Annotated in this window: 15 protein-coding genes and 1 pseudogene; 8 read left to right on the top strand and 8 right to left on the bottom strand. The window is 60.1% G+C overall.

The window, feature by feature from the left end; all coding sequences use genetic code 11:
• Positions 1 to 102 precede the first annotated feature (102 nt).
• Positions 103 to 561 (bottom strand): flavin reductase family protein, encoded by a 459-nt coding sequence (locus tag BRA1253DRAFT_RS12365; protein WP_245285906.1) that lies wholly within the window; start codon positions 559 to 561, stop codon positions 103 to 105.
• Positions 562 to 717: 156 nt separating this feature from the next.
• A complete protein-coding gene (locus BRA1253DRAFT_RS12370; RefSeq protein ID WP_007594462.1) occupies positions 718 to 1,071 on the bottom strand; it encodes a VOC family protein in 354 nt (117 codons plus the stop codon).
• A gap of 676 nt (positions 1,072 to 1,747) precedes the next feature.
• On the opposite strand from BRA1253DRAFT_RS12370, the gene BRA1253DRAFT_RS12375 reads away from it, so the two are divergent.
• Positions 1,748 to 2,305, top strand: coding sequence for an Lrp/AsnC family transcriptional regulator (locus BRA1253DRAFT_RS12375; RefSeq protein WP_245285907.1), 558 nt, complete (start codon positions 1,748 to 1,750; stop codon positions 2,303 to 2,305).
• Between the two features lie 142 nt (positions 2,306 to 2,447).
• Positions 2,448 to 3,524 (top strand): 3,4-dihydroxy-2-butanone-4-phosphate synthase, encoded by a 1,077-nt coding sequence (ribB, locus tag BRA1253DRAFT_RS12380; RefSeq protein WP_007594472.1) that lies wholly within the window; start codon positions 2,448 to 2,450, stop codon positions 3,522 to 3,524.
• On the opposite strand, the gene BRA1253DRAFT_RS12385 is transcribed toward ribB, so the two are convergent.
• On the bottom strand, positions 3,483 to 4,421 hold the full coding sequence (locus tag BRA1253DRAFT_RS12385; RefSeq protein ID WP_007594473.1) for a helix-turn-helix domain-containing protein: 939 nt from the start codon (positions 4,419 to 4,421) through the stop codon (positions 3,483 to 3,485). The two genes, ribB and BRA1253DRAFT_RS12385, sit on opposite strands and share 42 nt — an antisense overlap.
• A 90-nt stretch (positions 4,422 to 4,511) precedes the next feature.
• Here BRA1253DRAFT_RS12385 and BRA1253DRAFT_RS12390 point away from each other — a divergent pair, with 90 nt between their 5' ends.
• The 3 genes from BRA1253DRAFT_RS12390 to BRA1253DRAFT_RS12400 are packed head-to-tail and all read left to right on the top strand — an operon-like array spanning position 4,512 to position 7,695.
• On the top strand, positions 4,512 to 6,581 hold the full coding sequence (locus BRA1253DRAFT_RS12390; protein WP_007594474.1) for an FUSC family protein: 2,070 nt from the start codon (positions 4,512 to 4,514) through the stop codon (positions 6,579 to 6,581).
• The gene (locus BRA1253DRAFT_RS12395; protein WP_007594475.1) at positions 6,578 to 6,796 is read left to right on the top strand and encodes a DUF1656 domain-containing protein; all 219 of its coding nucleotides are present in this window, start codon (positions 6,578 to 6,580) and stop codon (positions 6,794 to 6,796) included. The genes BRA1253DRAFT_RS12390 and BRA1253DRAFT_RS12395 overlap by 4 nt, the downstream gene beginning before the upstream one ends.
• Entirely contained in the window at positions 6,793 to 7,695 is a 903-nt protein-coding gene (locus BRA1253DRAFT_RS12400) for an HlyD family secretion protein (RefSeq protein ID WP_007594476.1), read from the top strand. Before BRA1253DRAFT_RS12395 ends, BRA1253DRAFT_RS12400 begins: the two co-directional genes overlap by 4 nt.
• A gap of 1,047 nt (positions 7,696 to 8,742) precedes the next feature.
• On the opposite strand, the pseudogene BRA1253DRAFT_RS45190 reads toward BRA1253DRAFT_RS12400, so the two are convergent.
• A pseudogene (locus BRA1253DRAFT_RS45190) lies at positions 8,743 to 8,991 on the bottom strand (dihydrolipoyl dehydrogenase); the annotation flags it as partial.
• A gap of 311 nt (positions 8,992 to 9,302) precedes the next feature.
• Between BRA1253DRAFT_RS45190 and BRA1253DRAFT_RS12405 the strand changes: the two are divergent.
• From BRA1253DRAFT_RS12405 to BRA1253DRAFT_RS12415, 3 genes are all read left to right on the top strand, one after another.
• Positions 9,303 to 10,031 (top strand): LuxR family transcriptional regulator, encoded by a 729-nt coding sequence (locus BRA1253DRAFT_RS12405; protein WP_007594477.1) that lies wholly within the window; start codon positions 9,303 to 9,305, stop codon positions 10,029 to 10,031.
• Between the two features lie 87 nt (positions 10,032 to 10,118).
• Positions 10,119 to 10,751 (top strand): acyl-homoserine-lactone synthase, encoded by a 633-nt coding sequence (locus BRA1253DRAFT_RS12410; protein WP_007594478.1) that lies wholly within the window; start codon positions 10,119 to 10,121, stop codon positions 10,749 to 10,751.
• Between the two features lie 84 nt (positions 10,752 to 10,835).
• The gene (locus BRA1253DRAFT_RS12415) at positions 10,836 to 11,795 is read left to right on the top strand and encodes a LysR family transcriptional regulator (RefSeq protein ID WP_007594479.1); all 960 of its coding nucleotides are present in this window, start codon (positions 10,836 to 10,838) and stop codon (positions 11,793 to 11,795) included.
• Here the strand turns inward: BRA1253DRAFT_RS12415 and BRA1253DRAFT_RS41375 are convergent.
• From BRA1253DRAFT_RS41375 to trbF, 4 genes are read right to left on the bottom strand one after another with little or no spacing between them, the layout of a single operon-like run.
• Positions 11,762 to 12,007: a DUF2274 domain-containing protein gene (locus BRA1253DRAFT_RS41375; protein ID WP_007594481.1), complete on the bottom strand. Its 246-nt coding sequence runs from the start codon at positions 12,005 to 12,007 to the stop codon at positions 11,762 to 11,764. The two genes, BRA1253DRAFT_RS12415 and BRA1253DRAFT_RS41375, sit on opposite strands and share 34 nt — an antisense overlap.
• A 3-nt stretch (positions 12,008 to 12,010) precedes the next feature.
• Positions 12,011 to 13,219, bottom strand: coding sequence for a TrbI/VirB10 family protein (locus BRA1253DRAFT_RS12420; protein ID WP_007594484.1), 1,209 nt, complete (start codon positions 13,217 to 13,219; stop codon positions 12,011 to 12,013).
• Positions 13,216 to 14,250, bottom strand: coding sequence for a P-type conjugative transfer protein TrbG (gene trbG, locus BRA1253DRAFT_RS12425; protein ID WP_007594486.1), 1,035 nt, complete (start codon positions 14,248 to 14,250; stop codon positions 13,216 to 13,218). Before trbG ends, BRA1253DRAFT_RS12420 begins: the two co-directional genes overlap by 4 nt.
• Positions 14,247 to 14,930, bottom strand: coding sequence for a conjugal transfer protein TrbF (gene trbF, locus BRA1253DRAFT_RS12430; RefSeq protein WP_007594488.1), 684 nt, complete (start codon positions 14,928 to 14,930; stop codon positions 14,247 to 14,249). The genes trbG and trbF overlap by 4 nt, the downstream gene beginning before the upstream one ends.
• Positions 14,931 to 14,946 lie beyond the last annotated feature (16 nt).

The raw sequence follows: 14,946 nt of genomic DNA on the forward strand, positions 1-14,946 counted from the left end.
CGCTGATGGATGCGCGATGGAAAGTCTTCGTCTTCCTTGCATGCTGATCGGTTCCATCTTGGCTGTAGCGGAAACGTAGCGGCGCCTGACGTCGTCTGTGTTTCAGACCGCCTTTGGCGCGGCGAAACATCCGTCGATGTAGACGAGCGACTCACATCCGGCTCTCGTGGTCTGAGCCACCACTTCTCCGGTGAAAATGGTGTGACTACTGTCGCTGTAAGCATTCACCACGCGGCAATCGAAGCTGCAGACCGCGCCGACCAGACTCGGTGCTCCGGTTTTGAGATCGCACCACAAACCGTCGCCGAAGCGGATATCGCCCTTGCTGCCGTCCTGCCCGGAAAACTTGAGCGCCAGATCGCGATGCTCGACCCCCAGAATATTCCAGCAGAACGACCGACTGCTGAGAATGGTTTCGTGCGCACCGGCAGATCGATTGACGCAAACCAGCACGCTGGGCGGAGCCGCCGACAGTGAGCAGCCCGCCGTCAGTGTCAGACCATGGCGGTTCGGCGCCCGGCCTGCCGTGACGATCGACACGGTGCCCGGCACGCTGCGCATTGCAGCGCGGAATGCTGCGGCATCGAGTGGGCTCGTTTCGGACAGCGGCGGTGTTGCGGACGGCATGGCTACGACCCTTGGATTCATGGGATGGATGCGCCCTCTTTGTCTGGTTGTGAGTCCGGGCATGCAGCGCTGCCCCGGTGAACGTCTGAGCTATCCGGCTGCTTGATAGAACTGGATGACGTTGCCGCCCGGATCCCGCACCTTCACCGCACGGCCGTGACTGGCCATGTCCCGAACTGCGCCGACTTGCGCCCCCATGGCTGCGGCACGCTCCATGGCGGCCTCGAGGTCATCGACATCGAAGACAAGAACGGCATCTTGCAGCTGGTCCGAGACCGACTCCGTCGGTCCGGCGACGCAGAACGCAGCCGCATCGCTCACGAACTGGATCCACTTGCCGGGGTCAGCGAAGCGCACCTTCAGACCCAGGCCTTCGTAGAACTCGGCCAGGCGTCCAGGATCGTTCGCTGTCAAATAGACTTGCTTCAGTTTCACGCTCGACATCCAAACCGTCGCTACCCAAGTGCGATCGTGGGTGGATAGTCGCCCGAGCCTCTCAGCATTACTGCTTGAACAACGCCTGTCACAGAAGCTTCATCAGCATTTTATGCTGTAACAACTTGTCGAGTCGCTAGATCCAACTCTGCATCCGGCCGATCTTTGCCATTTTCTGGTTGACGAGGGTGGGCGTCGTTGCTGCCGAACCTTTTGTCTCACGCAACGCCCGCGGCGTGGTCAGCGAAGTGGGACCAGGGCCACACGCGACGACAGGCGGTTGTACGAAACAGGGCAGCTCTCGACATCGAGCTCTGCTGCACATCCCGTCAAGTGACATGGGGAGCCAATCGATGGAGCGGCGGGCATTACATCTTGACCGAATCCGCGGATCAACGTCGGCCTGCATATCGCATAGGCAAAAAATGTATCAGAAGTAGGCAACTAACCTCCTGATCGCAATGCACAATGCGAAGGTTGACGGTTTTTCAATATAAGTCGATGATTTGTCGAAATCCCACAAGCGCAATTGCGGTTAGCTTTTACCACGCGATTGTCATCACCCCGCAAACGACGGTGATACGCGCTGCAGAAGACTGCCATAATTGGGAGATACGCGATGTCAACGACCTCTCTCGACAGAATAGATATCAAGATCCTCAACGAGCTCCAGCAGAATGCGAGCTTGACCAATGTCGAGCTCGCATCACGCGTGAATCTCTCGCCGTCGCCGTGTCTGGCACGCGTCAGAACACTCGAAAAGCTCGGTGTGATCGATCGACGGATCGCCCTTCTCGATCCCGCCGTGCTCGGCATTGGTGTAACGGCTTTCATCCAGATCAAGCTGGAAAAGCAGGTCCAGACGTCCCTCGAGAATTTCACACGATCCATCGACCGGCTGGCCCAGGTAATGGAATGCTATCTCATGACCGGTGAGAGCGACTACATGCTCCGCGTCATGGCGGCCGACATCGAAGATCTCGAAGACCTGATTGTCAACAAACTATCCCGCATCCCCGGCGTCAGCAGCATTCGATCAAATCTGGCCCTCAAGCGCATTTCGTACAAGACCGTGCTGCCGATCGACACCAATCGGCCGGTCACCGTCAAGGCTTGCGCCAACCCCTCGCGCCCTCTGGAGCGCTCACCAAGACCCCGATACGACCCAACTGGTCCTTTGCTGTCCGATGCGCCGATCGGGCTGGACACCAATCGTCCCAGCTACAGCGTGGAAAGACTATGAAGCGCCCCGCCATGCGCTCCGGCCAGTTGACAATAATGGTGAAGTTAAGATCGGCAGAGTGCTCGAGCGGCGCTGCGAGCCTGACAATCCGCACAAGACCCAACGCGAGCACCCGTCGGTTCCAGCGAGCAGAGCGACCGCGATGACGGGTGTGATCGAAGCGGCCCTGCAGGCGCTCGCCGACGGCGAAATCGTCGTGGTCACCGACGACGACGATCGCGAGGGCGAAGGGGACCTCATCGTTGCCGCCTCGCGGTGTACCGCTGAGAAGATGGCCTTCATCATTCGCCATACATCGGGAATCGTCTGCGCTCCGATTACCCTCGAAGACGCGAGACGCCTGCGGCTTGACCCGATGGTTGTCAACAACGACTCGGCTCACACCACGGCGTTCACCGTGTCAGTGGACTACCGGCCGGATAACGGTACGGGCATCTCGGCCGAAGAGCGGGCCTCGTGCTGCCGTGCACTCGCCAACCCCAACGCCGGCGCCGGCGATTTTTGCCGGCCGGGACACGTCTTCCCGCTGATCGCAAAAGAAGGGGGCGTACTCATGCGCTCGGGTCACACCGAGGCCGCCGTCGACCTGTGCAGACTGGCAGGTCTCGAGCCGGTCGGCGTCATCAGCGAACTGATGAACGACGATGGCTCGGTGATGAAGGGGCCGCAAGTCGCGGCGTTCGCCGACAAGCACAAGCTGAAACAGGTCACCATCGCAGACCTCATCAGCTTCCGGCAGGCCCGCGAGACGCTGATCGAGCGCGTCTCGAGCGTCACGGCGGAGAGCCCGATCGGCCCGCTCCAGGGCTATTCGTATCGCTCGCCGTTCGACCCAATTCATCACGTCGCCTATATCTACGGAGAACTGGGCGACGGCACCAACGTCCTTACGCGCTTCTACAAACCCAACATCCTGCGCGATTTGTTCTCGGGTCAGGAACAGGCCAAGATGAACGTCATTCTGCAACGCTTCAAGGATAATGGCAGCGGCGTGCTCGTCTATCTGCGCGACGGCGCGGCGGGCGTTCCGCCTGCGCCGCTAGGCCCGATCAGTTCGCGCGAAGACGACCGTAATCGGCAATGGCGCGAGATCGGCGTCGGCGCCCAGATCCTGCGGGATCTCAAGATCAGCTCCATCCGTCACCTCACGTCGTCGACGCATCACTTCAAGGGACTGTCAGGCTTCGGCATCGAGATCGTCCGAAACGAAGCGCTCTAACTCCAGCCATCCGCGTTGCGAAAGTCCATTAAGCGCGTCCCGCACCTCAGGCATCCGGCGAAGCTTGCAGTTGGTCTCGCGGCAGGTCTCCCCCGGGCCAGCCTGGCCGGCCTCGCGCTCGGAGAAGTAGCGCGCCGGCGATTTGCCAAGCGCCTTCTTGAACATGGTGATGAACGCACTCACCGACTCGTAGCCGAGCGCCTCGGACACGGACTGAACCGTGTTGCCAGCAGACAATTTCTGGATGGCGACGATGATCTGAAGCTGCTGACGCCAGCGACTGAAGGTCATGCCGGTCTCGGCGAGCACAATGCGCATCAGCGTCCGCTCGCCGAGCGCGACGGCTTGCGCCCACTCCGCCACGGTCCTACGGTCGGCCGGATTGTCCATCAAGGCATCGGCGATCATACGCAGTTTCGAACTCCGCGTGATCGGAAGATGCAGCCGTTCGGTCGGCATGGCGATCAACTCGTTGAGGAGCACCGCGGCGATCTGCGCGGGCGGGCCGTCGGGATCGTAGAGCGGGGGCAGCGTCGCCATCCGATGGATCAGCTCGTGCAACAGCGGTGAGATCGACAGCGTGCAGCATTCCTGCGGCACGCTCGCCGCATCCATGTCCACATAGAGAAACAGCAGGCTGGCGTTGCCGCTGACGCGATTGCTGTGGGGCATACCGCCGGGAATCCAGACGCCGCAGCGCGGCGGGACCATCCACAGGCCGCTCGGCACTTCGCACGTCACACCGCCGCGCTGGGCGAGGACGAGCTGTCCCTTGCGATGGATATGAACCGGCAGTTCGTCCTCCTGCTCCCGGGTATCCACCATGCCGGCCACGATCGGACGGTCCACAATGTCAGGATCGAACCGCCGATAGTGCTGATAGAGCGTGCCGCGCATTGTCATCCTTTAGCAATTAATTGGCAGAATAACGAAATCCTCTCGACGCAGCAACGCCTATGGTCTCCGTGCTTCACGGACGATCACATCATGCCTTCACCATTTCTGTCTCGGCTTCTCGCAGCAGCAGCGCCCGGCCGGCTCGATCCGAAATGGGCGCTGTTCTCGGCGAACTCCTTCATCGCGGCAATGCTCGCGATCTATTTTGCCTTCCGGCTCGGATTGGAGCGGCCGTATTGGGCGATGCTCACGGTCTATCTGACCGCACAGCCGTTCGCCGGCGCGGTTCGGTCACGCGCCGTCTACCGCTTTGTCGGGACATTGCTGGGCGCCTGCGCGGCGCTGGCGCTGGTCCCGATCCTGGTCGATCAACCCGCGTTATTGTCGGTTGCCGTTACCGCATGGGCCGGACTCTGCCTCTATATCTCCTTGCAGGACCGCACGCCGCGCAGCTATGCTTTCCTGCTGGCAGGCTACACCGCGACGACAATCGCGTTCTCGAGCGTCCACGTTCCGGCGATGGTATTTGTGACCGCGCTGTCGCGTGTCGAGGAGATCCTGCTCGGCATCGGCTGTGCGACCCTGGTGCACACCCTGCTGTTCCCGCGCGACGTCACTACTCCTGTGCTGAAATCCCTCTGCGCCGCATCGTCGGACGCCTTCGCCCGGACCACCGATGTGCTCTGCGCGCGCGTCGACAAGGCACCGAATACGGGGCGCTGGAAGCTCGCTGCGGACATCACGCAAATCGAGATCCTGTCGACGCACCTGCGCTACGACACCGCCGCGAGCAAGCCGGACCTGCGCGCCATCGGTGCCGTGCAGGACCAGCTCGCATTGGTCTTGCCGATGCTGCTGTCGGTGGAGGACGGACTCGCCGCCTTGGGAGAGCGGCGCTCGGCCGAGTTGAACCACCTGCTGTCTGAACTCGCCGACTGGACACGTGCGCCAGAGCGATCACCGGCCACTTCCGACGAACTGATCAGAAAGTGCACATCGTTCGAAGCGACCTGTTGCAACGATCGCAGCGAATGGGATCGGCTGATCGAGGCCGGAACCGCGGCCAGATTGGCCACGCTGATCGAAGCGCTGGCTGCCGCGCGAAACCTGTCGCGCGCATTGCACAGCGGTGCTCACCCTGCCATTTGGAGCCAAGCTGGCCTGCGGGATCGACACGTGAGGCGACGCCTGCACAGCGATCCCGGCCTTGCCGTTCTGTCGGTCGTGGCTCTTGGCGTCGCCGTGCTCGGCTGCTGCACGGTCTGGATCACGACGGCCTGGCCGGAAGGCGGCGTCGCCACGCAAATCGCCGCCATCGCCGCGGCGCTCTACAGCAGCCTCGACGATCCCGCGCCAACGCTGATTTGCTCCGCGCTCTGGACGCTGGCCTGCCTGCCGATCGCCGCGATCTACCTGTTCGTGATCTTCCCGGCCATCACCGGCTTTCCGATGCTGGTGTTCTCGCTGGCGCCGACCTTTCTGGTGATCGGCTATCTGCAGGCCAATCCCCGGCATTTCATCAAGGCGCTGGCGCTCGGTCTCGGACTGATCAGCGCGCTCGACCTCCAGAACAAATTCAGCGCCGACTTCGCTCTGTTCATCAATAGCAATGCGGCTGCGATGATCGGACTTCTCACAGCGTTCATCGCAATTCGATTGCTGCGTTCACTGTCGGCATCGGGAGCGGCGCAGCGTCTGCTGCGCCACGGCTGGTCCGATCTGGCGAGGCTGGCTGCTGCACGGCGGCCGATGAGCCGCGCCAGATGGACCAGCATCATGCTTGATCGATTCGGCATGGTGATCCCTCGGCTGGCTGGCGCGACGACGGACATCGCGGTGGAAGCCCGTCCTTTGGCCGCGCTGCAAATCGGCCTCGATCTGCTCGCGCTCAGGCAAGCCGCAGTGCACGAGGACGAGCGCAGCGACCCTGGCCTCCAGCAGCTTCTGCCGATGCTGTCGCAGGCATTCCGCTGGCTGGCCCGCGGCAACGCGAAACTGAAGCCTGACGATGCGCGCGCCCTTCTGGCCGCGATCGACAACGCGCTGTGCGACACGCGCAAAGACACGACCGCCTGCCAGCAGCGAACGCTCGCGCTGATCGGCCTGCGTCGGACGATGTTTCCGGATGCTCATGCTTTGTCCAGAAAGGCCATGCCATGAACGAGGAAATCGCCATTGCCGGCGCCTACGTTCCGACGTTTGCGCTGGCCTGTGCTTGTGCGCTCGCGGCCTGCTTTATCGCCTCCGCGGCCAACCGCAAATTCATCGGCGTCCATATTCGAAGGTATGCGTCGCACCCCGCGCTGTTCGACTTCGCCGTCTTCGTCATTCTGACCAAGATCTTCTACGCTGCTCTGGGAAAGCTGCCGCTATGACAACGATGAGTTCGATGTTTCCCCGCATGATGCTCACTGTCCTGATGGTGAGCGTCGCGGCACCGGTCGGCATCGGCATGTGGGAGCATTATGAGGCGGCGCCATGGACACGGGACGGCCGCGTCCGCGCCGACATCATCGCCGTTGCCGCCGATGTCTCCGGGCTGGTCGACGAGGTGCTGGTCCGGGACAATCAGGTCGTCCGCAAGGGCGATATCTTGCTGCGGCTGAATCCCGACCGTTTCCGCCTCGCCGTCCAACAAGCAGAGGCGTCTCTGGCCAACCGCGAAGCCGCCGCGGAGAAGGCAGCGAGCGACCGCGCACGATACGAGAAGCTGAGCGAAGGTGTCGTGTCGCAGCAACAGCGCGAGACGATCCGCGCTACGGATTTGCAAGCCAAGGCGCTTTATGGTGAGGCCGTGGCCGACCTTCAGATCGCGCGGCTCGATCTCGATCGATCCGAAATCCGGGCGCCCGCGAACGGCCGCGTGACCAATTTCGATTTACGGCCCGGCACCTATCTCGCCGCGGGGCGCGGCATCATGGCGCTGATCGACATCGACACCGTGCGTGTCGAAGGCTATTTCGAGGAGACCAAGATCCCGCGGATCCACGTCGGTGACGCCGTTGACGTGAAGCTGATGAGCGGAACGACGCTGAGCGGTCGGGTCGAGAGTATCGCTGGCGGAATAGAGGACCGCGATCGAAGTTTGGGGTCAAGCCTGCTCGCCAGCGTCAATCCATCGTTCTCCTGGGTCAGGCTCGCCCAGCGCATTCCGGTTCGGGTCCGCATCCCGCGCAAAGATGTCGATCGCCTGATCGTCGGAACGACTGCGACGGTGCAAGTCAATGTTGGAAACCGCAACGCACCGCCAAACACCATGGACGTTCTACGGTAACGCTCGGTAACGCGTTCAGCCGGAGCCAAGAAATTCTAATGAAAGCAAAGCTGAATGGCGCGCCCGGAACGATTCGAACGTCCGCCCCTTAGATTCGTAGTCTGGTCCGGAGCATAGAAACAACTAGCGTTTGTTACCGTAAGCGCAAGCAAGAATCGCGAAATAGCGCCGTTTCGCCGCGGCACCAGATGTAGCCAGACCTTGAGAAAGGGCCCGCCGATCGCGCCGGGCCAAGTAGAGGGAGGAAACGAAAGATCGGATATCTTTCGCAAACGCCGAATGCAGAATTCGATCGCGGAAATCTAACGAACGACATCGGGCAGCATACTATCGTGCACATCAGACCGCATTTTGTGCTGAAGTCCGCAGCTCTCAGCGCCATTTTCGGCATTTGACGCGAGGTACGATTTCGACTGCACCAAAAAGCGCGCGCGAAACTTGAAGGGTCCCGATCACCAGGCTCCGCACGTCCAGAACAGCTCATTTCATCGCCCGGCTCAGATCTCGCAATGCCCGCGCCGCCATACCTGCTTTTGCAATTCAGAGCTCCCAATCGCCGAGGGTTCTGCCGAGGATGACTGCCTGGGTTCGCGTTGCGATGATGAGTGTCCATGCCTTTAAATCGCGCGCTGACGAAATCGCGCCTATCTCCCGAGGTACTGTCCTCGATCGTCTCTACCTAGCGCGCGGAGCGTCTTTCTTCTGAAGCTCGACAGGTCGAACAGGAGCCTAGGCACTTTTTCCAGCGCCATCGCCTTGCCTTCGATTGCGAGATGTAGAACTCGCACCAATCTGGCAAGACCGAGTTCTACAAATGCGACCGAACATGCGGATCATTCCCAATCCTGAGCTGGCTGTCTGCAATGACGATGGATGCTGCTAGATCAGGTCTTCTCTCCAGAACGACGTATCGACATGCCGCGGCAAATTCCTCCTCCTGAACGCTCAAAGGTACCTTGACCTCCCTCCGAGAAGTTCCCGCCATATTCGGGTCCCATATGAACGATCGGCAGCGAGACACCTGATGCAGGCTCATGTTTTGAATTTCTAGTGGCTCGCGCGCTTGGTCGACCTCTTCGCTCCCGGCAACACATCCGTGCAAACACCTTCGTACTTCGGCAGCAAGGCCTATTGTTTCTCCGAACGTCGGATGCGGATGAATGGTTTTGCTGATATCAATTGCATCGGCGCCCATCTCGATCGCCGGACAGGTTCTCCGATCATGTCGCCAGCCTGCGGGCCAACGATCACACCGTCGATGATCCGGCGAGTCTCTTGGTCGATGATCAGCTTGGTCGGCAAACTGGCCTTTCTGGCCGGTCAACGCAGTGTCCCGGCACATGCAGGCCCCTGGCCAGTTGCATAGCCGCATCACATTCGGCGCTTTGGGGGTGACGGCTGCGATTTCGGCACAAAATGCCGGGGTCGTTATGAGAATAGGCAAAGACAAACTGTACGAGACACGACGTTGTGGTGTTTGGTACAAGAGCGTTTTGCCCTGACTTCACTGGCCGCGAAGCGCGGCTCTTTGGTCACTTGTTGTGGGCACAATCAACGAATTGGGCGAGATCTCTGCTCTCGCACCATGCACGGCTTGCTTGGCAGCGATGCACCGCATCTTTCAAAATTTCATTGATCTCCTAGCGACCGCAGAAGATCTCCAAGACTTCTCCAAAGCCATGGCGGACACAGCGACCGCTTTGGACCTATCGTGTTTTGCCTATCTAGCTCTCCAGCACTCAAGCAAAGGCAAACCGCGCCTAATCTCTACATATCCATCGCGGTGGGTAGCACACTATCTACGAAGCAATTATCAAGTGCTTGATCCCGTCATCGGAGAAGCTCTTCGAAACCCCGAGCCCTTTCGATGGGGGGTTAATTTCAACTCGAAGTTCACATCGAAAGCACAGCATCGGCTTTTCGAAGAGGCCGCGGAATTCGGAATTCGGTTTGGCTTTACGGTGCCCATTCACGATGGCCACGGCCCCATCGCTGCATTGACCTTTGCCGTTGACCAGAGCCGCCCACAATTCGAACGGTTCATTGAATCGCATGGACGCGTTCTTCAGCTTATGGCGATGTATTTCCATGCTCATACCCGCCGAAAGCTAGCAAATGTACACGAAATAGAGGGGGTATGCCTATCCCCGCGCGAGTTCGAATGCTTGGAGTGGGCAGCTCGGGGCAAGAGCGCTTGGGAGATTGGATGCATTCTCGGCATCTCGCGCAACACGGTTGCCTTCTACCTAGAAGGCGCGAAGAAAAAACTCGGTGTTCGGACGATTGTGCAAGCGGTAGCCCGCTTAGCCGCCGTGAAAAGAAAAGGGCAAAATTAGGGGCGCAGCCCCCTACAACTACAGGTAATGACTTAAGACCCGTGATCCGCTCCAAAGGTGACGATGTACACACCCCTTGGAGGGACTATGATTCAGCTAATCACACCGTCCTTGTATGGCCAGTTCGCCGAAACTCTCGCCGAAATGCATCGGTTACGATATCGCGTTTTCAAACATCGCATGGCATGGGACGTTCAAACCAGCGGCGACATGGAGATCGACGATTTCGATGCACTGCATCCCGCTTACCTAGTCCAGCTATGTGACAACGGGCAGGTGCAAGGTTCCGTACGCCTTCTCCCCACACTCGGCCCGACCATGCTTTGCGAAACCTTTCCTACGCTTCTTGAAAACCAACCCGCGCCGTCAACTCCTCTCGTTTGGGAAAGTAGTAGATTCGCAATCGATGTTGCTGCCGATGCTCCGAAGGGAGATCACGGTCTTACTCGTGCTGCTTACGAGCTATTTGCGGGAATGGTCGAGTTCGGACTCTCAAGACAACTCACTGACATCGTTACCGTCACGGACGTCCGTATTGAGCGAATCCTTCGACGAGCCAGTTGGCCCCTGCGGCGCATTGGCAATCCTTCCGCCATTGGCAACACCTTAGCCGTGGCCGGTTACCTCGAGATTTCGCGCGATACTCTGGCCAGCCTTCGTAAAGCCGGCGGGCTTTCGGCACCGGCCCTTTGGACGCCAGTAATCTCCGCGGCCGCATAGGACGATCCAGGCCAACAAACGATATGCCCGTCCCCGCCTAGAGCGGGGACGGGTATCTTGCGGTTCGCTTACCGAGCTATGAACATGACGGAAATTGAGACCAGGAACGACCAGCGAAACGCAGCGAGAGCTATTGACCTGCAACAGCTTCGACTCGCGGTCGCCGCTTGTGACTACGGTAGCTTTCGACGAGCCGCGGAAGCGCTTTCAATCAAGCACACCGCGTTCAGCCGTGCTATCGGTCAGCTCGAGCACCTCGTGGGCACTTCACTGTTTGAGCGCTCAAGCGGGGGTATCAAGCCTACGTTGACCGGATGCGCAATTTTGCGCATTGCACGGCTAATACTGGAGCAGGTCGACATGCTCGTTGATGCCGGAAGGTCCGGTGGCCGCGGCGATACTGGCCATCTTGTCGTCGGTTTCTTCACATCCATGTCCACCGGCAATTTGCGAGCGACGATAGGTGAGCTCAAGAAGCTGCTACCAGGGCTTGAACTGGCAACGATGGAACGCTCACGCTTTCGTTTGATGACTGCCCTCGGTAACGGAACCGTCGACGTTGTCGTTGGCCCTGGACGTCCGGCTTCAAAGGACACAAGATCACTATTGCTCTGGAGCGAACGCATCCTGATCTCGCTGCCGCAGGATCATGTCTTGGCGGCACGCGAGATCGTCTATTGGACAGATTTGCGTAACGAAAAGATCCTTCTAAGTGAGTATGATCCAGGACGAGAGCTCGAGGATCTTTTGATTTCGAAGCTCGTACTACCCGACGATCGGCCCAAGGTAGAGCGCCATGACGTAAGCCGCGGCATTATCAAGAGTCTTACGAGTATGGGCATGGGGCTCAGTCTGGCTATGGAATCGGATATTGGCACAAGCTTCGCTGGCGTTGTGTACCGAGAGTTGCAGGACGGAACGGGACCAAGCCGGGTGGACTTCTATGCGCATTGGCGCGAAGACAATCAGAATCCCGCTCTGAAGCGTTTCCTCAATCTGTTGGCAGAACGCTATCCCTCGCCTCCGCCAACACCCGGGGCGTGACCGGCCCGTCTCGCTTTTGCAAATCCGCGGTCCGTGGCCATGAAGCGGGCCAGCATCGGCGCGACAAGCTTTGCCGGATCGATCCGCTGCCCGCTTTCGCGCGCCATGGCCTCCGCATAGGCGACAAGATCCCGATGCACTGATGCCGGAAGTTCAGTGGTGACCTTGACCGGTTTGTCGTCGGGCAGCGCTCCTATTCTAAGCTTTGGCATCTCCTACCCTCCGTAAGGCGCAAGTATAAGGTCACGATTGACGACAACGCGAACTGGGAAGCCGGGTCGCACGGTAAGAGTAGGCTGAATGTTGAGGCTGCGCCGAACTACCTGCTGCCCGGTTTGGTTCAGTGAATCCGAGGCGCCGTGGCGCAATGCCTGGATAATCGCGCTGTCGCTGCTGTTGGTGTCCGAACCGGCGCCAAGTTCAGTCCCGACCGCCAAGAAGGTCGATAGTGCCGCGGCCTTGAACAGTTCACCCCAATGATTGTCGACCTGGTCTTCGAGCCCGGCGTAGCCTGAGGCGTCTGCACCAGGCTGCCGCTCCAGAACAATTGAGCGGCCGTTCGGCATGATCAGCCGCGTCCAGACCAGCAGAACGCGGGACTGGCCGAACGAAACCTGGCTGTCATAACTGCCAATTAGCTTCGCTCCTTGTGGCACGAGCAAAAAGCGGCCAGTTGGAGAATCGTATATGTTCTCCGTCACCTGCGCCGCGATTTGTCCCGGAAGATCTGATCTGATCCCCGTCAGCAATGCGCCCGGAACAACAGTCCCAGCCTGCACGATATACGGTGAAGCCGGCCTGGTGATGCGGTCAGGGCTGACCGTGCGACGGTCCACAGAAGCGTTCACAAAGGCAAGCTTCCTGTCCTGGCCGTTTTGGGTGAATCCATCGTCGCTGTTGCCTGGACCCGCTGGCATGATGCGGTCGCTCCCTACAGCCGTTGTGGCAGGGGGGCGCGCATCTCGTCCGTTGGCCGAAGCAAACAGATGGCTGACACGAGCGGCTTCTGTTTCCTGGTCTCGTCGCTGTTGGTCTGGATCGGCGCCGCTCGGTGCCAGCTGGCCTTGAGCTGCAAGGATCGGCCGGCCAAGGTCGCCAGGGAGCGGGGGACCAAGCTGCGGGACGGATTGCCGTGCAGCGCCAGCGTAGTCCTTCGGCAGCGCGGTGATGCCATCGGCAACGTTGTGATGGTCGGTGCTGTAGAGTTCGTCCGCCGTCTGGGATCGGAGATGGTTGCTCTGCAGCGACCACAACACGACTCCGCTGATGACAAGCAATGCGAAGGTCGTTCCGCCAGCTAGGACCTTCCGCGACAGGCGCGTCACGCGCGGAGGCTCAGCCCTCAGCCCAAATCGCTCGGTTGGCTCGCCCAAGGGTGGGGCCGGAGCCGCATGTCCCTCATCATTTGCGTTCAGGGTGTTCATGACGAGGGCCTCCCGTCGGTCCTGACAATCCTGACCTTCTGCTGGTGCTCTCCGCCAAGGCGAAGCTCGGCGGCCGCGAAGAGCCGATCGACGATCAGCACGTTGCCATAGGCGCGATAGTTAACCAGTTCGGTCTTACCTTCAGAGCCGATCACGAACAGCGGGGGCATTTCACCTTGCACGATGCCGGCCGGGAATTCGACATAGACCTTGCGGCCATCGTCATAGGCGACAAGCGGCCGCCAAGGTGGACTGTCCCCCTCAATCGCGTAACGAGCGATACGCTGCTCCGGACCCGGAAGAACGGGCTTCAGAGCAGCTGAACGCGATCGCTGGCGTACCGTCTCCGGATAGTACCAAGCAACGGATGGCATGTACGGCCGCTCGCGGGAGCGGAGCTCGATCAGATAGGTACGGCGGTCGGTGTTGACGACGAGATTCGTCTCGATTGAGGCCCGCGTTGGCTTGACCAGGATATGGACGCGCCGCGCGTCGCCGCTCCCACTTTCGGTATCGCCCACGACCCAGCGTACGGTATCTCCGGCCGCGATTGGTCCTGATCCTGTTAGCTGTTCTCCTTCCTCGAGTGCAATATCCGTGACCTGTCCAGGCGCAGCGTAGATCTGATAGAGTGCTCCGGGACTGTACGTGTAGATCTGCGCAGCGTTGAAATACCCGCGCTTGCGCGGTTCGACCCGCGCTGCGCTGTTTGCCGTCTCAACCCGGGTCACGGGTTCAGCATCTTCCTTCCCTCCCGACTTGCCGCCGAGAACCGGCTTCCAGAGCGGTGGAACGTGAAGCGGTCGCGATCTGTCGTCCAGAGGCACTGGAGGCGCCGGCAGCGGCGGGACTTCCGCGTCATAGCCGATCTCCGGCGGGATATAGGTCGCGCACCCACCGAGCGCCGACGAGCAAAGCAAGAGCGCTGACAGAAGTGCTCGCCTTGAGGTCACGAACCGGGAGCAAGCCGAGTTGCCCCTGATCTGCGGGAAAGGACGATCCGAATGAACGTCATGCGTCGTGTTGGTCACTGGCTCAACTCCTTCGACCAGTTGATGGCGCGGACGTAGACGCCAAGAGGATTTTTGCGCAGGCGTTCGGCATCGCGCGGCGTCTCGATCACGATCGAGAGAATCGCAGTCCAGCGCTCGGTCGAGCTCAACGAGCCGCTATCGTAAATGCGCTGAGTCCACGCGACCCGAAAGCTCTCCGACGAAGCGCGAATGACGCTCGATACGTCGACGGAGATTTGGGCCTTACCCAACTTGGCAAAGGGGTCATTGCTGCGCGCATAGTCATTCAGCGCTGCGGCGCCACGATCGGTCGTAAAATCATAGGCCCGGAGCCAGTTTTGGCGCAGAACGATGCCGTCGGCGGGTAGGCCTCTGACGTCCTCGATAAAGCGCGCCAGATGGTAGGCGATCTGCGCATCAGTGGGTTGATAATCGATGTTGGCAGGCGCAACCCTTTGGGCCTGACCGAGATGGTCCACTTCAACCACCCACGGCGTGATCGAGCCTTGGCTCGATTGCCAAACGAGGCTCCCTGCGAGACCGGCTGATAACATCAAGCAGCCGAACGCCATCAAGCGCCAGTTCTTGGCCTGCACGCGGGCGGATCCAATGCGTTCGTCCCAAACCTGCGCTGCCTTTTGGTAGGGCGTGATCGGCTCGGGCATACGCCCGTAGTGTACGGAAGGTCGTCTGAACATCGATAGTTGCCCCTGA

Origin of the sequence: Bradyrhizobium sp. WSM1253, assembly GCF_000244935.1 — a bacterium.
In the GTDB taxonomy this organism is placed as follows: domain Bacteria; phylum Pseudomonadota; class Alphaproteobacteria; order Rhizobiales; family Xanthobacteraceae; genus Bradyrhizobium; species Bradyrhizobium canariense.